An 18,994-nucleotide genomic window follows, 5' to 3' on the forward strand; every position below is an offset into this window, starting at 1 on the left:
CCGGCGGCGCGCGCACCACGGGCAGGTATTCGGACTCACGGGCGGGGCTCCTCGTCGAACGACGAGGGGCCGGACCTACTGGCCGTCGCTTCCCGGGCACGTGCCCAGTGCTCGACCGCTTGCGCGGTGACGGCGTTCGTTCCCGCTTACCGCTGCGGGGCAGTCCCGGATTCACACCGGGTTCCCTGTTGCCTTCCCCCGGAGCGCGAAAAGCTCGGCCACGCCCCCGGGGAAACCAGTGGCGTGGCCGAGCCTAGCAAGATCCGCGCGGTGGCGGGTGTGCGCTCGCGCGCACCGTCAGTCCCAGTCGAGGGCCCCGCCGCTCTGGTACTCGATGACGCGGGTCTCGAAGAAGTTCTTCTCCTTCTTCAGGTCCATCGCCTCCGACATCCACGGGAACGGGTTCTCGTTCTCGCCGTAGATCGGCGCCAGGCCGATCTGCTGCGCGCGGCGGTCGGTGATGAAGTGCATGTACTGCTCGCACAGCTGCGCCGACAGCCCGAGCATGCCGCGCGGCATGGTGTCGCGGGCGTAGGCGACCTCGAGCTCGCAGGCCTCCACCAGCATGCCGCGCACCTCGGCCTGGAACTCCTCGGTCCACAGGTGCGGGTTCTCGATCTTGATCTGGTTGATGCAGTCGATGCCGAAGTTCAGGTGGATCGACTCGTCGCGCAGGATGTACTGGTACTGCTCGGCGATGCCGACCATCTTGTTCCGGCGGCCCAGCGACAGGATCTGGGCGAAGCCGGTGTAGAACCACATGCCCTCGAAGATCACGTAGAACGCCACCAGGTCGCGCAGGAACGCCTGGTCGGCCTCGGGGGTCCCGGTCTCGAAGTCCGGGTCCTCCAGGTTCTGCGTGTACTTCAGCGCCCACGCGTCCTTGTCGGAGATCGACGGCACCTCGCGGTACATGTTGAACAGCTCGCCCTCGACCAGGCCGAGGCTCTCGCAGATGTACTGGAAGGTGTGCGTGTGCACGGCCTCCTCGAAGGCCTGGCGCAGCAGGTACTGGCGGCACTCCGGGTTGGTGATCTGCCGGTAGACCGCGAGCACGATGTTGTTCGCGACCAGCGACTCCGCGGTGGCGAAGAAGCCCAGGTTCCGCTTGAGCATCTGCCGCTCGTCCTCGGTGAGGCCGTGCGGGGACTTCCACAGCGCGATGTCGGCCTGCATGGCGACCTCGGTCGGCATCCAGTGGTTGTTGCAGCCGGCCAGGTACTTCTCCCACGCCCAGGTGTACTTGAGCGGGAGCAGCTGGTTCACGTCAGCGCGGGCGTTGATCATGCGCTTGTCGTCCACGCTGATCCGCCCGGCACCCCGCTCGATCTCGCCGAGGCCGGTGGCGTCGGTCAGCGGTGCTGGAGCTTCGGTGTTCGTCATCTTCGGCAGGTCCTTACTGACAGGCTTCGCAGTCGGGGTCGTCGATCCGGCAGGCCGCGCCCTCGGTGGCGGCGAAGTCGACGTCTTCGACCTTGGGCATTTCCTTCGGCTCCGGGGCCGGTGCCGGGGGCACCGCGGGCACCACAGCCGGAACGGACGCCGAAGCCGACGGGGACGGCGAAGCAGCCGGTGCCGGAGCGGGCGAAGCGGCCGGGGCAGCGGGGGTGGCCGGGGCCGGGGTGGCCGAGACCGCGTTCAGCTTGCCGTCGGTGCCGCGCAGGGTGCTCTTCTCCACGTGCGTCGCGGACTGCGCCCGCAGGTAGTACGTGGTCTTGAGGCCCTTGTGCCAGGCGTAGCGGTACAGCTCGTCGAGCTTGCGCCCGCTCGGCGCGGCGATGTAGAGGTTCAGCGACTGCGCCTGGTCGATCCACTTCTGCCGCCGCGAGGCCGCGTCGACCAGCCACCGGCTCTCCACCTCGAACGCGGTGGCGTAGAGCGCCTTGAGGTCGTCGGGCACGCGGTCGATCTGGCCGAGGCTGCCGTCGAAGTACTTCAGGTCCGAGACCATCACCTCGTCCCACAGGCCGCGTTCCTTGAGCGAGCGCACCAGGTGCGGGTTCACCACGGTGAAGTCACCGGACATGTTCGACTTGACGAACAGGTTCTGGAACAGCGGCTCGATGGACTGCCCGACCCCGCAGATGTTGGAGATCGTCGCGGTCGGCGCGATCGCCATCACGTTGGAGTTGCGCATGCCCACCGTGCGCACGCGCTGGCGCAGCGGCTCCCAGTCCAGGGTGGTGGAGGTGTCGACGTCGAGCGCGTCCTCGCGGCGGGCGTCGATCAGCAGCTGCATCGAGTCGATCGGCAGGATGCCCTTGCTCCACAGGGAGCCCTCGAAGGTCTGGTACTGCCCGCGCTGCTCGGCCAGGTCGGTCGAAGCGGAGATCGCGTAGTAGCTGATGTGCTCCATGCTGCGGTCGGCGAACTCCACCGCGGCCTCGGACGACAGCGGCAGGCCCAGCTCGAACAGCGCGTCCTGGAAGCCCATCAGGCCCAGCCCGATCGGGCGGTGGCGCAGGTTGGACCGGCGTGCCTCGGGGATGGTGTAGAAGTTGATGTCGATCACGTTGTCGAGCATCCGCACCGCGGTGCGCACGGTCTTCTCGAGGCGCTGGGTGTCCAGCCCGTCCGGGCCGACGTGCTTGAGCAGGTTCACCGAGCCGAGGTTGCACACCGCGACCTCGTCGGCGCTGGTGTTCAGGGTGATCTCGGTGCACAGGTTCGACGAGTGCACCACGCCGGTGTGCTGCTGCGGCGAGCGCAGGTTGCACGGGTCCTTGAAGGTGATCCACGGGTGGCCGGTCTCGAACAGCATGGTCAGCATGCGGCGCCACAGCTCGACCGCGCGGACCTTGCGGAAGACCTTGATCTCACCGCGCTCGGCGGCGGCCTCGTACTCGCGGTAGCGCTCGGCGAAGGCGTTGCCGTAGAGGTCGTGCAGGTCCGGCACCTCGTTCGGGGAGAACAGGGTCCAGCTCGCGTTCGTCTCCACCCGGCGGAGGAACTCGTCGGGCACCCAGTTCGCGGTGTTCATGTCGTGGGTGCGGCGGCGGTCGTCGCCGGTGTTCTTGCGCAGGTCGAGGAACTCCTCGATGTCCACGTGCCAGGTCTCGAGGTAGGCGCAGGCCGCGCCCTTGCGCTTGCCGCCCTGGTTCACCGCGACCGCGGTGTCGTTGGCGATCTTGAGGAACGGGACCACGCCCTGCGACTGCCCGTTGGTGCCCTTGATGTGCGCGCCGAGGCCGCGGACCGGGGTCCAGTCGTTGCCGAGCCCGCCCGAGTACTTCGCCAGCAGCGCGTTGTTCTTGTACGCCTGGAAGATCGAGTCCAGGTCGTCGTCCACCGTGGTGAGGAAGCAGGAGGACAGCTGCGGGCGGGTGGTGCCGGAGTTGAACAGGGTCGGCGTCGACGCCATGAAGTGGAACGACGACAGCAGTTCGTAGAACTCGATGGCGCGGGCTTCGCGGTCGTCCTCGCGGATGGCCAGGCCCATCGCCACGCGCATGAAGAACGCCTGCGGCAGCTCGAAGCGGGTGCCGTCGTGGTGCTGGAAGTAGCGGTCGTACAGGGTCTGCAGGCCGAGGAAGCCGAAGTCGAGGTCGCGCTCGGGACGCAGCGCGGCGGTGATCCGGTCGAGGTCGAACGAGGTCAGCTCGGGGTTGACCAGCTCCAGCTCGATCGCGCGGCGCAGGTAGTCGCGGAAGTAGCCGGGGTAGACCTGGGCCATCTCGTCCTGGCTGGCCAGGCGCGGGCGGCCGGCCAGGTAGCTGAGCGCCTCGGCGCGCAGCTTGTCGGCCAGCAGGCGGGCGCTGACGTAGGAGTAGTTCGGCTCCTGCTCGACCAGCGTGCGGGCGGCCATGATCTGGGCCAGCGCCAGCTCGTCGGCGGAAATGCCGTCGTAGAGGTTGCGCTTGGTCTCGGTGAGCACCGGCTCGGCGCTGACGTCGGACAGCCCGGCCACGGCCTCGCCGACCACGTGGGCGACGCGGTCCCAGTCGAGCGGGCGGAGGACGCCGTCGGCGCCCTTGACGTGCACGACGTTCTCCCCGCGGGCCGGGCCCGCGGCTTCGGCGGCGGCGCGGGCCTTGGCGCGCTCGTCGCGGTAGAGCACGTAGGCGCGGGCGACCTTGTGGTGCTCGCCGCGCATCAGCATCAGCTCGACCTGGTCCTGGATCTGCTCGATGTGCAGCGAGGTCTCCGGGCCGGCGTGGCGCAGCAGCGACTGCTCGACCTGCTCGGTCAGCTCCGCCACCAGGTGGTGGATGCGCGAGGACGCGGCGGCGTCGTCGCCTTCGACGGCGAGGAACGCCTTGGTCATCGCCACCGAGATCTTGTTCGCGTCGAACGGCGACACGTTGCCGTCACGGCGGATGACCCGCACGGTGGCGGTCTGGTCCGTGACCGACGGTGTTCGCGGCGTCGCCGCCGAAGTTGTCTCGGTGATGTCCAATGACATGCGTGGCTCCAAAAGGGCGCGTTGGTTCGCCACACCACCTCACGGAGGCGGTGCGCCGGTGATCGTGCAGGTCTGACCGAGTCGCCGTACCAGCGGTCTCCCGTCACTGGCGCGCTCTCGGTGTCCAGAGACTACATGTAGGGGTGCGAGCGCGCGAATGCCCCAACGGGTGGCGTGTCGCGGGCTTCCCGCCTGCCCGTTTCCCGCCTCCCCCAGGCAGGTTAGGGGGTGTCGCTCGGCTGCTGCTCAGGGGAGGTCTGCCCCCTCGTGCAGGGCGCTTCGAAGACCTCGGTGCCGGGGCCGTGCGGGTGTGCCCGACCGCACCCAGAGTGATGCCCCGGCGCCAGCCGGTGCCGGGGCATCACGTCCGTGGGAACCGGGGCTCACCCGGCCCGGGGGATCACTCGCCGAACGTGAGGCGGAAGTCCGCCAGGTGCACGCTCGGGCCGGGTCGGCGCCCGGCGAGGAAGCCGAGCGGGCCGTCGGGGTTGAGGTTCCAGCTCGCCGACGCCAGGTGCGGCCGGGCGGTCGAGCGCACCGGCGTGTACTTCAGCGCGCCCTCGAGTTCCTGGGCGATGCTGAAGGCGGCCGGTGGCGCGAACGGCAGCCCGGCACGCCGGGTGAAGGCCGCGGTGGCGATCCAGCGGTCGTCCAGGCTCGCCGACGCGGTGAAGGTCCGGCCGTGGGTGAAGTCGAAGGCGGCGAGGTCCTTCGGGATGCCCCACAGCCCGCGTCCGCCGGCGAGCGAGACCTCGCTGTCCACCCAGATGTCGGTGATCGAACCGGTGGCGCGCGTGCCGTTGCGGACCGCGACGGTGGCCAGCAGCTCGTGGTAGGCGAGCTGGCCAGGCGGCTGGTAGTCCAGCCACGCGGTGATCACGATCGCCTGACCGGCCACCACCACCGGGTCCAGGCCACCCGGCAGTCCCGGTAACCGGTCCGCGGGCACCCGCCAGGTGGTCGCGTAGGCCTGGCCTGCCAGGTTCCAGGGTTCGGGCGGGTAGTCGGGCGGGTTTTCGGTCACGGGTTCTCCAACCAGGGCAGGCCGCCGGGCAGGTCCTCGGGTACGCGGAGCTTGAACTCCGGCGGGCGTTTCTGCAGGAACGAAAGCACGCCTTCGACGGCGTCCGGGTTCGCCGACAGCCCGCCGATCAGCTTCGAGTCGGTCTCGTGCACCGGGAACGGGGAGTCCAGCGAAGACATGCGGTAGAGCAGCTGGCGCGTGACCGCGACGGAGACCGGGGCGGTGGTCTCGATCAGTTCGCGGGCCAGTTCGTAGGCCTTGTCCAGCAGTTCGCCCGGCTCGTGCAGGCACTGCACCAGACCGGCCCGGTGGGCCTCCTCGGCGCCGAACACGCGGCCGCTGATCATCCAGTCCATCGCGGTGCCCATGCCGACCAGTCGCGGCAGGAACCACGCGGACGCGCCCTCGGGGTAGATCCCGCGGCGCACGAACACGAAGCCGAACCGGGCGTCGGTGGAGGCGAGCCGGTAGTCCGCGGACAGCGTGATGGTGACCCCGCCGCCGATGGCCGCGCCGCGGATCGCCGCGATCACCGGTTTGTTCATCTCGAACACGCGCTTGGAGCACCGGCCCGCGGGCTCCTGCCACGCCGGGTCCGGGCCCTTCTCCGCGTCGAAGTCGAACCCGCCCTGGGACAGGTCGGCGCCGACGGAGAAGTTGTCCCCGGCACCGGTCAGCACCACCACGCGGACCTGCTCGTCGTGGTCGGCCCGGTCGAAGGCGGCGTTGAGCTCGTCGGCCATCCGGATGGTGTAGCCGTTGCGGGCGGCGGGCCGGTTCAGCGTGATCGTCGCGACGCGGTCGGCGACTTCGTAGGTGATGTCGGTGTACCCGGTGGACACAGGCGCTCCTTTGCTCCGTGTGCGACGAAGGTAAGGCGTCGGCGGCTTACTGGCAAGCTGTCAACAAGCCGCCGAGGAATTCGCCTGCCCGGTTCGTCGCGTCCCGGCCCTCCGGCAGGTTCGAGAAGATCGGGAACACGTGGATCTGCCCCGGCCACACCTCCAGCTCGGTCGCGGCGTGGGTGCGGGCGAACTGGCGGGCCTCGTCGACCAGTGCTTCGGTGTCGCCGACCTGCAACAGGATCGGCGGCCAGCCGGACTTGCCCGCGCCGAGCACGTCCAGGCGCGGGTGGTTCCACGGCGTGTTCGTGACGTAGGCGTCCCGGCACTTCGCTGCGTAGGCGGGGGAGAGGAACGGATCGCGCTGCTGACCATCACGGCGGGAGGCCGACGCGACGGTCAGGTCGAGCCAGGGCGAGACGAGGTACGCGCCGGCGGGCTGCGGCAGGTGCAACCGGGCGAGGTCGCCGAGCAGGCACGCGGTCAGGTGCCCACCGGCCGAATCACCGGCGACGAGCAGCTTCTCCGGCGGGTAGCCCTGGGCCAGCAGCAGCCGGTAGGCGTCGAGCGCGTCGTCGGCGGCGGCCGGGAACGGGTGCTCGGGGGCGCGCCGGTAGTCCAGCAGGAACACCGGCACGCCGACCCGCTTGGACAGGCGGTAGGCGAAGGTCCGGTGCGAGCGCGGTGAGCCGAAGACGTACCCGCCGCCGTGCAGGTAGAGCAGGGCGCCGCGGTTCGGGTCGGCCCCGGGGGCGCGCATCCACACCCCGCGGACGCGGCCGTAGCGGGCGGGCCAGGCGCGGGTGCCGCGGGGGAGACGGCTGAGCCCGGCGCTGTCGCTGATCCGGCGGATGCCCCGCAACTGGTACCCGCGGGGTGCGGCGCGATCGGCGACCGGCCGGACCCGGACGGAGAAGGCGGCGCGGAGGCGGACACTTTCCTGGCTGGGCGCGGCAGGCGGCATACGGCTCACCCTAGTGGCGCGTCAGCGCAAAACAATCATGCGCGCTTGATTTTTCTGGGTCCCGGTGCCACGCTCGCCGCACGAGCCCGTTCTGCGAGGAGGTACCGCCGTGGCGGATGTGGGCGCGATCCTGCGGGATCTCGCGGCCGAAAGCGGGGAACTGGACGCACTGGTGGCGGCGTTGCCGGAAGCGGAGTGGGCCCGGCCGACGCCCGCCGGCGGCTGGACGATCGCGCACCAGATCGCCCACCTGGCCTGGACCGACGACAAGGCGCTCATCGCGGTGCGCACCCCGGAACTGTTCGCCGCGGAGGTGGAGAAGGCGTTCGCCTCCGGCGGCAAGGACGTGGACGAAGGCGCCGAAGCCGGTGCGCAGGCCCCGCCCGCCGAACTGCTCGCGCGCTGGCGGGCAGGGCGCGAAGACCTCGCGCGCGGGCTGGCCGAGGTGCCCGACGGGCAGAAGGTGCCGTGGTACGGCCCGCCGATGAGCGCCGCGTCGATGGTCACCGCGCGGATCATGGAAACCTGGGCGCACGCGCAGGACGTGTTCGACGCGCTCGGCGTCCGGCGTGAGCCGTCGGAGCGGCTGTGGCACATCGCCCGGTTCGGCGTGCGCACCCGCAACTTCGCCTACACCATCAACTCCCGCACCCCGCCGGCCGAGGAGTTCCGCGTCGAACTGACCGCGCCGGACGGCTCGACCTGGGCGTGGGGACCGGAGGACGCGGCCGACCGCGTCACCGGCAGCGCGCTCGGGTTCTGCCTCGTGGTCACCCAGCGGCGTCACCCGGCCGACACGGACCTGCGGACCGAAGGCGAGCAGGCCCGGACCTGGCTCACCTTCGCGCAGGCCTTCGCCGGGATGCCCGGCCCCGGGCGCCGGGAAGGGCAGTTCGCGTGACCGGCCCGATCCGCATCGGCAACGCCTCCGGCTTCTACGGCGACCGCTTCGCCGCCGTGCGCGAGATGCTCACCGGTGGCCCGCTGGACGTGCTGACCGGCGACTACCTGGCCGAACTGACCATGCTCATCCTCGGGCGCGACCTGCTCAAGGATCCGGATCGCGGGTATGCCAAGACCTTCCTGCGGCAGATGGGCGAAAACCTGGCACTGGCCAAGGAACGCGGCGTCAGGATCGTCACCAACGCCGGTGGGCTGAACCCCGCCGGGCTCGCCGCCGCGTTGCGCGAGCTGGCCGCCGAGTCCGATGTGGACGTTTCGATCGCGCACGTCGAGGGCGACGACCTGCGGCACCGCGCCGAGGAACTCGGCTTCGGGAACCAGTTGACCGCCAACGCCTACCTCGGGGCCTGGGGCATCGCCGAATGCCTGGACGCGGGCGCCGACGTGGTGGTCACCGGGAGGGTCACCGACGCTTCGCTCGTCCTCGGCCCGGCCGCGGCGCACTTCGGCTGGGCCCGCGACGACTACGACGCGCTGGCCGGTGCGGTGGCCGCCGGGCACGTGATCGAATGCGGCGCGCAGGCGACCGGCGGAAACTACGCCTTCTTCACCCGGCACGACCTCGGGTACCCCGGCTTCCCCATCGCGGAGGTCCACGCCGACGGCAGCAGCGTGATCACCAAGCACGAGGGCACCGGCGGGGTGGTCACCACGGGCACGGTCACCGCGCAGCTCCTGTACGAGATCACCGGCGCGCGGTACGCCGGACCCGATGTCACCACGCGGTTCGACACCCTGAGCCTGACGCAGGAAGGTCCCGATCGCGTCCGGATCAGCGGGGTCACCGGCGAGCCACCGCCGCCGACGCTGAAGGTCTGCCTCAACGCACTCGGCGGCTTCCGCAACGAGACCACCTTCGTGCTCACCGGTCTCGACATCGAGGAGAAGGCGGCGCTGGTGCGCGAGCAGCTCACCGAGGCGCTGAAGGCGAAGCCACCGGAAAAGGTGCGCTGGACGCTCGCCCGCACCGACCGGCCGGACGCCGACACCGAGCAGACCGCGAGCGCGTTGCTGCACGTGGCCGTCACCGACGCCGACCCGAAGGTGGCGGGACGCGCGTTCAGCCAGGCCGCGATCGAGCTGGCGCTGGCCAGCTACCCGGGTTTCCACGTCACCGCACCACCTTCGGACGCCACGCCGTACGGGGTGTACCGGGCGTCCTATGTAGACGCTTCCGAGGTGCCGCACGTCGCGGTGACCGCGGACTCGCGGATCGAGGTGGCGCCCGCCGCCGAGACGCTGGAACTGGCCGAGGTGGACGAGCCGGAACTGCCGGAACCGTTGCCCGGCGGGCCGAAGCGGCGAGCGCCGCTGGGTGCGGTCCTCGGCGCGCGCAGCGGTGACAAGGGCGGCGACGCGAACGTCGGTGTGTGGGCCACCACCGACGAGGGCTGGCGCTGGCTCGCGCACACGCTGACCGTCGACGAATTCCGCCGCCTGCTCCCGGAAACCGCGGAATTGTCGGTGCGGCGGCATATGCTGCCCCACCTGCGAGCGGTCAACTTCGTGGTGACCGGCATCCTCGGACAGGGGGTCGCCTCGCAGGCCAGGTTCGATCCACAGGCCAAGGCGCTCGGCGAGTGGCTGCGTGGCCGGTACGCCGAGATCCCGGAGGTGTTGTTGTGAGCGATCCGTTCGCCACGCCGGAGCGCAAAGCGCTTCGGGAAACCGTGCGCGGCTTCATGAAGACCGACGTGCTGCCCCACCTGGACCAGTGGGAGCGCGACGGTGAGCTGCCGCGCGAACTGCACCGCAAGGCCGGAGCGCTGGGCCTGCTCGGCATCGCCTTCGACGAGAAGGCGGGCGGGGAGGGCGGGAACTTCCTCGACGCCATGACGGTCACCGAGGAAATCCACTACGCCGGCGGTTCCGGCGGGCTGGTCGCTTCGCTGTTCACCTGCGGCATCGCCGTGCCGCACATCGCGGCGGCCGGGGACGAGGCGCAGCTGGCGAAGTGGGTGCGCCCGGCGCTGGCCGGTGAGCTGATCGGCTCGCTCGCGGTCACCGAACCGGACGGCGGGTCCGACGTGGCGGGCATCCGCACCACGGCCCGCCGCGACGGGGACCATTACGTGGTCGACGGTGCCAAGACGTTCATCACCTCCGGCTGCCGCGCGGACTTCGTCACCACGGTCGTGCGCACCGGCGGTGAGGGCGCGCACGGGCTTTCCCTGCTGGTGGTGGAACGCGGCACGCCGGGCTTCACCGTCGGGCGCAAGCTCGCCAAGATGGGCTGGCACTGCTCGGACACCGCCGAACTGTCCTATGTGGATGTACGGGTTCCGGTGGAGAACCTGGTGGGTCCGGAGAACTCCGGCTTCGCGCAGGTGGCCACCCAGTTCGTCGCCGAACGGCTCTCGCTGGCGGTGCAGGGGTACGCGCACGCGCAGCGCGCGCTGGACCTCACCCTGGACTGGTGCCGGTTGCGCGAGACCTTCGGCCGCCCGCTCATCTCACGGCAGCTGGTGCAGCACAAGCTCGCCGAGATGGCGCGGAAGGTCGACGTGGCCAGGACCTACGCCCGGCAGGTCGGCGTGCGCCACGTCGCCGGGGAAGAAGTGATCGCCGAAGCCTGCTTCGCCAAGAACACCGCCGTCGAGACCGCCGAATGGGTGGTCAACGAAGCCGTGCAGCTGCACGGCGGCCTCGGCTACCTGAGCGAGTCCGAGGTGGAGCGCCACTACCGCGACGTCCGCATCCTGGGCATCGGCGGTGGCACCACCGAGATCCTCGCCGGGCTGGCCGCGAAACGATTGGGATACACCGCATGACCACTTTGAGGTCCACAGTGGACAGCCGGGGCGCGGACTTCGCCGCGAACCGCGAGGCCATGCTGGCCAAGCTCGCCGAGCTGGAGGCCGAGCAGGCCAAGGCGGTCGCGGGCGGCGGCGAGAAGTACGTCGAGCGCCACCGCAAACGCGGCAAACTGCTGGCCAGGGAACGGATCGAGCTGCTGCTCGACGAGGACTCGGCCTTCCTGGAGCTGTCCCCGCTGGCCGCCTGGGGTTCGGACTACCGGGTCGGCGCCAGCGTGGTCACCGGCATCGGCGTGATCGAGGGCGTGGAGTGCCTGGTCTGCGCCAGCGATCCCACGGTCAAGGGCGGCGCGAGCAACCCGTGGACGGCCAAGAAGACCTACCGGGCCGCCGACATCGCCGCGCAGAACCGGCTGCCCACGGTGAACCTGGTCGAGTCCGGCGGAGCGGACCTGCCGACGCAGAAGGAGATCTTCATCCCGGGCGGGCGGATCTTCCGCGATCTGACCCGGTCCTCGGCGGCCGGGGTGCCGACCGTGGCGCTGGTCTTCGGCAACTCCACCGCCGGTGGCGCCTACCTGCCGGGCATGTCCGACCACGTGGTGATGGTCAAGGAACGCGCCAAGGTCTTCCTCGGCGGCCCGCCGCTGGTGAAGATGGCCACCGGCGAGGAGTCCGACGACGAATCGCTGGGCGGCGCCGAGATGCACGCGCGGACCTCGGGACTGGCCGACTACCTGGCCGAGGACGAGCAGGACGCGATCCGGATCGGGCGGCGCATCGTGCGCCGGCTCAACTGGCGCAAGCAGGGCCCGTCACCGAAGCCGGACTACCGCGAGCCGGTGCACGACCCCGAGGACCTGCTCGGCATCGTGCCCGCCGACCTGAAGGTGCCGTTCGACCCGCGCGAGGTGATCGCCAGGGTGGTCGACGGCTCCGACTTCGACGAGTTCAAGCCGCTGTACGGGTCGAGCCTGGTCACCGGCTGGGCGAGCGTGCACGGCTACCCGGTGGGCATCCTCGCCAACGCGCGCGGTGTGCTGTTCTCCGAGGAGTCGCAGAAGGCGGCCCAGTTCATCCAGCTGGCCAACCAGGGCGACACCCCGCTGCTGTTCCTGCACAACACCACCGGCTACATGGTCGGCAAGGAGTACGAGCAGGGCGGCATCATCAAGCACGGCGCGATGATGATCAACGCGGTGTCGAACTCGAAGGTGCCGCACATCTCGGTGCTGATGGGCGCTTCCTACGGCGCCGGGCACTACGGCATGTGCGGGCGGGCCTACGACCCGCGCTTCCTGTTCGCCTGGCCGAGCGCGAAGTCCGCGGTGATGGGGCCGGCGCAGCTGGCCGGGGTGCTGTCCATCGTGGCGCGCCAGGCCGCGGCGAACCGGGGCCAGGAGTACAACGAGGAACACGACGCCGCCATGCGCGCCATGGTGGAGGGGCAGATCGAAGCCGAGTCGCTGCCGATGTTCCTCTCCGGCATGCTCTACGACGACGGCATCATCGATCCCCGTGACACCCGCACGGTGCTCGGGCTCAGCCTGTCGGCTATCCACAATGGACCGATCAGCGGCGCCGGGGGCTTCGGCGTCTTCCGGATGTGAGAGATGATCGCAAATCTGCTTGTCGCCAACCGCGGGGAGATCGCCCGCCGCGTGTTCCGGAGCTGCCGCGACGCGGGGATCGGCACGGTCGCGGTGTTCTCCGACGCCGACGCGGACGCCCCGCACACCGGAGAGGCCGACGTGGCGGTGCGGTTGCCGGGCAACGCGCCGTCGGAGACCTACCTCCGCGCGGACCTGCTGATCGAAGCCGCCGGCCGGGCCGGGGCCGACGCGGTCCACCCCGGCTACGGCTTCCTCTCGGAGAACGCCGCGTTCGCGCGTGCGGTCCTCGAAGCCGGGCTGACCTGGGTCGGCCCGCCGCCGGAGGCCATCGAGACGATGGGCTCGAAGGTGGAGTCGAAGCGGCTGATGGCCGCCGCCGGGGTGCCGGTGCTCGCCGAGCTGGACCCGGACGAGGTGACCGAGGCCGATTTCCCGTTGCTGGTCAAGGCTTCCGCCGGTGGTGGCGGACGCGGGATGCGGGTGGTGCGCGCGCCGGGTGATCTCGCCGCGGCGGTGGAAAGCGCCCGCGCGGAAGCCGGTTCGGCCTTCGGCGATCCGACCGTGTTCTGCGAGCGCTACCTGGAAACCGGGCGGCACATCGAGGTGCAGGTGCTCGCGGACACCCACGGCACGGTGTGGGCGCTGGGGGAGCGGGAGTGCTCCATCCAGCGACGGCACCAGAAGGTGGTCGAGGAGGCACCGTCACCGCTGGTCGGCGCGGCCATGCGCGAGGAACTGTTCGAGGCGGCGCGCAAGGCGGCGAAGGCGATCGGGTACGTCGGCGCGGGCACGGTCGAGTTCCTCGCCGCTCCCGACGGTCGCTTCTACTTCCTGGAGATGAACACCCGGCTGCAGGTGGAGCACCCGGTCACCGAATGCGTCACCGGGGAGGACCTGGTCGCCCGCCAGCTCCGGATCGCCGAGGGCGACCGGCTGCCGGTCGACCCACCACAGTGGACCGGGCACGCCATCGAAGTCCGGCTCTACGCCGAGGATCCGGCCAAGGACTGGCAGCCGCAGAGCGGCACGCTGCACCGGTTCGCCGTGCCCGGGGTCGACGCGGAGTTCCGCATCCCGGCCGGGTTCGGCCTGCGCCTGGACTCCGGCGTGGCCGACGGCTCGGTGGTCGGGGTGCACTACGACCCGATGCTGGCCAAGGTGATCGCCTGGGGTCCCGACCGGACCTCGGCCGCCCGGCGGCTGGCCACCGCGCTGGCCGGCGCGCGGATCCACGGGGTCCGCACGAACCGCGACCTGCTGGTGAACGTGTTGCGGCACCCGGCTTTCCTGGCCGGGGACACCGACACCGCCTTCTTCGCCACGCACGGGCTCGACACGCTGTCCCAGCCGCTCGCCTCGCCCGAGACCGCCCGGATCGCCGCGCTGGTGGCCGCGGTCGCCGGTGCCGCGGCGAACCGCCGGACCGCGACCGTGCAGGGCCGGTTGCCCGGTGGGTGGCGGAACGTGCGGTCGGCACCGCAGCACAAGCGGTTCGCCGCGGGTGACGTGGAGTTCGACGTGCGGTACGTGCTCGACCGTGCCGGGCTGCGGGCCGAAGACCACCCGGACGTGGAACTCGTTTCCGCGCAACCGGATCACGTCGTCCTCGACCTCGGAGGAGTGCGCCGGAGTTTCGCGGTCGCCCGCCACGAAGGGCGTGTGTACGTCGATTCCGCGCTCGGGCCGGTGGTGCTGGACGTGGTGCCGCGCTTCGCCGACCCGTCCGCCGCCCTGGCCGCGGGTTCGCTGGTCGCGCCCATGCCCGGCAACGTGGTCCGGATCGCCGTCGCCGCGGGCGATCGGGTCGAAGCCGGGGCGCCGCTGCTCTGGCTGGAGGCGATGAAGATGGAGCACAAGATCACCGCCCCGGCGGCCGGGGTGGTCGCCGAACTCCCCGTCGAAGTGGGGCAGCAGGTCGAGCTGGGCACCGTGCTGGCCGTGGTTCGAGACGCCGTGCAGGAGAAGGAGCCGGAATGAGCATGAACTTCACCGAACCGGAAGAGCGGATCGCCCTGCGCAAGGCGGTCCACGAACTGGGCAAGAGCTACGGCCACGAGTACTACCTGGGCAAGGCGCGCTCGGGCGGCAAGACCAAGGAGCTGTGGGACGAGGCCGGGCGGCTCGGGTACCTCGGCGTCGCCGTGCCGGAGGAGTTCGGCGGTGGTGGCGCGGGCATCGGCGACCTCGCCGCGGTCTGCGAAGAACTGTGCGCCACCGGCACGCCGCTGCTGCTGATGGTGGTGTCGCCGGCGATCTGCGCCACGGTGATCGCGCGTTATGGCACCGACGAGCAGAAGAAGCAGTGGCTGCCCGGTTTCGCCGCCGGTCAGGTGCGGATGGCCTTCGCCATCACCGAGCCGGACGCCGGGTCCAACTCGCACCGGATCACCACGACCGCCCAGCGTGCTGAGGGAGGCTGGGTGCTCAACGGGCGCAAGGTCTACATCTCCGGCGTCGACGAGGCCGACGCGGTGCTCGTGGTCGGGCGGACCGAGGACGCCAAGACCGGCAAGCTCAAGCCCGCTTTGTTCATCGTGCCGACGGACACCCCCGGCTTCGAATACCGCGAGATCGAGATGGACCTGGTCTCCGCGGACAAGCAGTTCGGCCTGTTCCTCGACGACGTGAAGCTGCCGCAGGAGGCGCTGGTCGGCTCGGAGGACGCGGCGATCGCGCAGTTGTTCGCCGGCCTCAACCCCGAACGCATCATGGGTGCCTCGTTCTCGCTCGGCATCGCCAGGTACGCGCTCGACAAGGGCGTGGCGTATGCGAAGGAACGCCAGGTGTGGGGCACGCCGATCGGCACGCACCAGGGGCTCGCGCACCCGCTCGCACAGGTCAAGATCGAGCTGGAGCTGGCGAAACTCATGACGCAGAAGGCCGCCACGCTCTACGACGCCGGGGACGACTTCGGCGCCGGGGAAGCCGCGAACATGGCCAAGTACGCCGGTGCCGAGGTCGCCATCCGCGCGGTCGACCAGGCCGTGCAGACCCACGGCGGCAACGGGCTCGCCTCGGAGTACGGCCTCGGCACGCTGCTCGCCGCGGTCCGGCTGGGCCGGATCGCGCCGGTGAGCCGCGAGATGGTCCTCAACTTCGTCGGGCAGCACTCGCTCGGCCTGCCCAAGTCCTACTGAGAGGTTTTCCCACCGTGACAAGTCTTTCCGGCAAGACGATCATCATGTCCGGCGGCAGCCGGGGGATCGGTGAGGCGATCGCGCTGCGCGCGGCCGCCGACGGCGCGAACGTGGCGCTGATCGCGAAGACCACCGAACCGCACCCCAAGCTGCCCGGCACCATCTACACCGCGGCCAAGGCGATCGAGGAGGCGGGCGGGCAGGCGCTGCCGATCGTCGGCGACATCCGCGACGACGAGTCGGTGGCGGCCGCGGTCGAGCAGACCGTGGCGCGCTTCGGCGGCATCGACATCGTGGTGAACAACGCCAGCGCGATCGACCTGACGCCGACCGAGCAGATCGGCATGAAGCGCTACGATCTGATGCAGGACATCAACGCGCGTGGTTCGTTCCTGCTGTCGAAGCTGGCGATCCCGCACCTGCGCGCGGCGGAGAACCCGCACGTGCTCACGCTGTCGCCGCCGATCAGCCTCGACCCGAAGTGGTTCGAAGCGGGCCACCTCGCCTACAGCATCGCGAAGTACAGCATGAGCCTGGTGACCGTCGGGCTCGCCGCGGAACTGCGCAAGGACGGCATCGCGGCGAACTCGCTGTGGCCGCGGACCACCATCGACACCGCGGCGATCCGCAATGTGGTCGGGGCGGAACTGGCGAACCGCTCGCGCACGCCGGAGATCATGGCCGACGCCGCGCACGCCATCCTCACCAAGCCGAGCCGGGAGACCACCGGGAACTTCTTCCTCGACGACGAGGTACTGGCGGCCGAGGGCGTCACGGACTTCTCGAAGTACCGCATCGCCGGTGAGGAGTCGGACCTCCAGCTCGACTTCTGGGTGGAGCCGGCCTGAGCACCATGCGCGAACCACAACAGGAGCGGAGCCGGACCACCCGGCGGCGGCTGGTCGAAGCCGCCGTCGAGTGCCTGGCCGCGCGGGGCTGGCACGGCACCACCGTGGCGATGGTGGCCGAGCAGGCCGGCGTCTCGCGGGGTGCCGCGCAGCACCACTTCCCGACGCGCGAGGACCTCGTGGTCGCCGCGGTCGAGCAGGTGGGCGAGGTGCAGCTGGCCGAACTGCGGCGGCACGTGGAGCTGTTGCCGGATGGCGCGTCACGCAGTGAAGCCGCCGCCGAGATGCTGCTGAACCTCTACACCGGGCCGATGTTCCGCGCGGCCCTGCAGTTGTGGGTGGCCGCTTCCACCGATTCGAAGCTGCTGGCGGTCCTCGCGCCGCTGGAGGCGCGGGTCGGCCGCGAGGCGCACCGGGTCGCGCTGGAGCTGCTGGGCGCGGACGAATCCCGGCCGGGGGTCCGGGAGACGGTGCAGGCCACGCTGGACCTGGCGCGGGGGCTGGGGCTGGCGAACCTGCTCAGCGACGACACCCGGCGGCGGCGCCGGATCGTGCGCCAGTGGGCCCGGATGCTGGAACCGGCGCTCGCCGGAACCCTGCCCGAACGGGCGGGAACCAGGTCGATGTGAACTTCGTCTCACGAAGTGGCTAACACTTTCGGACCAACGTCCGATAGGCAAGTGACAGAGGGTTACTTCTCAAGGGGGAAAAGTCTGATGTCAGAGCAAAGTGACGAACTGAGTCATCGCGCGCGGGCCATGCTCCGGGCCGTGGCTCAGCGGCGGGCGATGATGTCCGCGAGCTGCGAGCCGGACATGTTCGTCGACGGTTTCGCCTGCTGCGACCAGGTCACCGCGCACGCGCTGGCCCATGGCGGTTACCTCCGCCCGGCCGAGGCCGCGCTGCCCGGCGCCCGGGTGCGTGCCGAACTGACTCCGGCGGGGTGGGCCGTGGTCGGCGCCGCTGTCGCCGCCGCCTGACCTACCGCGCTTTCCGCTGAGCAGGAATCGCCTGGGGCCGCCGGAAATCCGCGGCTCGCTGTTCGTAGTGCCGCGTGCTCGGCGCGTATCCGGTTTCCTCCGATTGCCCGAGTGAATCCGGCACGAACAGTGGTTTCCTTGACGAGGTGGAGGGGGAGCGGACCCAGTCCGGCTGGGGGCCGTTCGGGGTGTTCGCCGTCGGTCGATGGCGGCTGTGGCGTCTGCCCGATCGGTTCCTCGTCGGCTATGTGCTCGCGGTCGATCTGACCGCGCTCACCGGCGCGGCCGTGGCGTTCCACGCGCTGCCGGTGCCCGAGCGTGACTGGCGCCCGTTCTGGATCCTGATCGCGTGCTGCGTGGTCTACGTCGAGGTGTCGCGCTCGATCGAGCGCAGCCGTGCCGAATTCCTCGACGGCCCGCACATCGACCTCAACTCGGTGTGGATGTTCGCCGCGGCGCTGCTGCTGCACCCGGGGCTGGCCGCGGTGGTCATCGCGGTCTCGTACGCCTACCGCTGGCTGCGCGTGCGCCACCGCGAGGTCTACAGGCAGACCTTCAGCGCCGCCGCCTCGATCGTGGCGGCGTACCTGGCGAACCTGGTGCCGTTCGTCCCGCACGAACTGGCGATCTTCGTCGCCGCGTTGCTCTACGGGCTGAGCAACACCGCGCTGATCACCTTCGCCGTCCACCGCAGCCGCCCGGGCACGCGCCTGCGCGACGCCCTGTTCTCCCCGCCGGAGTACGCGCTCGAAGCTTCGACGATCGCGCTCGGCGTGCTCCTGGCCTGGGCGCTGGTGGACTGGCCGCCGATGCTGGTGCTGATCATGGGGGTGACGCTGGTGCTGCACCGGAGCACGCTGGTGCAGCAGTTGCGTGAACAGGCCGACGCAGACGGGAAGACCGGCCTGCTCAACGCGGTGCGCTGGACCGAGATCGCCACCAGCGAACTCGCCCGCGGGCGGCGGCGGGGCATGCCGGCGAGCGTGCTGATGCTCGACCTCGACCACTTCAAGGCCATCAACGACCGGCACGGCCACCTGATCGGGGACAAGGTCCTGCTGGCTGTCGCCGCGGCGCTGCGGGCGGAAGTGCGCAGCGCGGACGTGCTCGCCCGGTTCGGGGGTGAGGAATTCGTGATCCTGCTGCCCGGCACCAACCGGTTCGACGCCGTCACCATCGCGGAACGCATCCGGCACCGGGTGGCGGCGCTGACCATTCCGGTGGCCGGTGGGGAAATCGGCATCACCATCTCGATCGGCGTGGCCGCGCAACCGCGGGACGGGCAGACGCTGGAACCCTTGCTGGCGGCGGCTGACAGGGCGTTGTATGTGGCGAAAGAGGCGGGGCGGGATCGGGTTCGGACGATGCCTTGAGGTTCTTGGCTCGGGCTTGGTGGGGCCACCCCGGGTTGGCCTGATTGTAGGGAACCACCCCGGTTTTTCAGTGTGACTACGGCGGAGAACCC

15 protein-coding genes and 1 riboswitch are annotated in these 18,994 nt (G+C 70.5%); of the genes, 10 read left to right on the forward strand and 5 right to left on the reverse strand.

Translation table 11 applies throughout. From position 1 onward, the window contains the following. Nucleotides 1-3: 3 nt before the first annotated feature. Nucleotides 4-255: riboswitch (cobalamin riboswitch) on the reverse strand. 42 nt (nt 256-297) lie between these two features. The 5 genes from L3Q67_RS28105 to L3Q67_RS28125 all read right to left on the reverse strand — a co-directional run bounded on the left by L3Q67_RS28105 (nt 298) and on the right by L3Q67_RS28125 (nt 7,232). Continuing rightward, on the reverse strand, nt 298-1,383 hold the full coding sequence (locus tag L3Q67_RS28105; protein WP_499184438.1) for a ribonucleotide-diphosphate reductase subunit beta: 1,086 nt from the start codon (nt 1,381-1,383) through the stop codon (nt 298-300). Nucleotides 1,384-1,396: 13 nt separating this feature from the next. After that, entirely contained in the window at nt 1,397-4,402 is a 3,006-nt protein-coding gene (locus L3Q67_RS28110; RefSeq protein WP_499184439.1) for a ribonucleoside-diphosphate reductase subunit alpha, read from the reverse strand. A 400-nt stretch (nt 4,403-4,802) separates the two neighbouring features. Beyond that, nucleotides 4,803-5,426 (reverse strand): acetoacetate decarboxylase family protein, encoded by a 624-nt coding sequence (locus L3Q67_RS28115; protein WP_499184440.1) that lies wholly within the window; start codon nt 5,424-5,426, stop codon nt 4,803-4,805. Then, nucleotides 5,423-6,268, reverse strand: a complete 846-nt coding sequence (locus L3Q67_RS28120; RefSeq protein ID WP_499184441.1) for a Clp protease/crotonase-like domain-containing protein — start codon at nt 6,266-6,268, stop codon at nt 5,423-5,425. Before L3Q67_RS28120 ends, L3Q67_RS28115 begins: the two co-directional genes overlap by 4 nt. Nucleotides 6,269-6,314: 46 nt before the next feature. Beyond that, nucleotides 6,315-7,232, reverse strand: coding sequence for an alpha/beta hydrolase (locus tag L3Q67_RS28125; protein WP_499184442.1), 918 nt, complete (start codon nt 7,230-7,232; stop codon nt 6,315-6,317). 109 nt (nt 7,233-7,341) lie between these two features. Here L3Q67_RS28125 and L3Q67_RS28130 point away from each other — a divergent pair, with 109 nt between their 5' ends. The 10 genes from L3Q67_RS28130 to L3Q67_RS28175 all read left to right on the forward strand — a co-directional run bounded on the left by L3Q67_RS28130 (nt 7,342) and on the right by L3Q67_RS28175 (nt 18,902). After that, entirely contained in the window at nt 7,342-8,133 is a 792-nt protein-coding gene (locus tag L3Q67_RS28130; RefSeq protein ID WP_499184443.1) for a TIGR03084 family protein, read from the forward strand. A gap of 65 nt (nt 8,134-8,198) precedes the next feature. Continuing rightward, nucleotides 8,199-9,821 carry an acyclic terpene utilization AtuA family protein gene (locus L3Q67_RS28135; protein ID WP_499191662.1) on the forward strand — a complete coding sequence of 541 codons (1,623 nt, stop codon included), beginning with the start codon at nt 8,199-8,201 and terminating at the stop codon, nt 9,819-9,821. After that, nucleotides 9,818-10,966, forward strand: coding sequence for an acyl-CoA dehydrogenase family protein (locus L3Q67_RS28140; protein WP_499184444.1), 1,149 nt, complete (start codon nt 9,818-9,820; stop codon nt 10,964-10,966). The genes L3Q67_RS28135 and L3Q67_RS28140 overlap by 4 nt, the downstream gene beginning before the upstream one ends. Next, on the forward strand, nt 10,963-12,561 hold the full coding sequence (locus L3Q67_RS28145; RefSeq protein ID WP_499184445.1) for an acyl-CoA carboxylase subunit beta: 1,599 nt from the start codon (nt 10,963-10,965) through the stop codon (nt 12,559-12,561). The genes L3Q67_RS28140 and L3Q67_RS28145 overlap by 4 nt, the downstream gene beginning before the upstream one ends. Before the next feature lie 3 nt (nt 12,562-12,564). Further along, a complete protein-coding gene (locus L3Q67_RS28150) occupies nt 12,565-14,541 on the forward strand; it encodes an acetyl/propionyl/methylcrotonyl-CoA carboxylase subunit alpha (protein WP_499184446.1) in 1,977 nt (658 codons plus the stop codon). A gap of 2 nt (nt 14,542-14,543) precedes the next feature. Continuing rightward, nucleotides 14,544-15,701, forward strand: a complete 1,158-nt coding sequence (locus L3Q67_RS28155) for an acyl-CoA dehydrogenase family protein (RefSeq protein ID WP_499191663.1) — start codon at nt 14,544-14,546, stop codon at nt 15,699-15,701. 14 nt (nt 15,702-15,715) lie between these two features. Beyond that, nucleotides 15,716-16,549 (forward strand): SDR family oxidoreductase, encoded by an 834-nt coding sequence (locus L3Q67_RS28160; RefSeq protein ID WP_499184447.1) that lies wholly within the window; start codon nt 15,716-15,718, stop codon nt 16,547-16,549. Nucleotides 16,550-16,554: 5 nt separating this feature from the next. Next, on the forward strand, nt 16,555-17,178 hold the full coding sequence (locus L3Q67_RS28165; protein WP_499184448.1) for a TetR/AcrR family transcriptional regulator: 624 nt from the start codon (nt 16,555-16,557) through the stop codon (nt 17,176-17,178). Between the two features lie 87 nt (nt 17,179-17,265). Continuing rightward, nucleotides 17,266-17,529 (forward strand): hypothetical protein, encoded by a 264-nt coding sequence (locus L3Q67_RS28170; RefSeq protein WP_499184449.1) that lies wholly within the window; start codon nt 17,266-17,268, stop codon nt 17,527-17,529. A 146-nt stretch (nt 17,530-17,675) separates the two neighbouring features. Further along, nucleotides 17,676-18,902: a GGDEF domain-containing protein gene (locus L3Q67_RS28175; RefSeq protein ID WP_499184450.1), complete on the forward strand. Its 1,227-nt coding sequence runs from the start codon at nt 17,676-17,678 to the stop codon at nt 18,900-18,902. Nucleotides 18,903-18,994: the final 92 nt, after the last annotated feature.

The organism is Saccharothrix sp. AJ9571, from assembly GCF_021725495.1.
Lineage (GTDB): Bacteria > Actinomycetota > Actinomycetes > Mycobacteriales > Pseudonocardiaceae > Amycolatopsis > Amycolatopsis magusensis.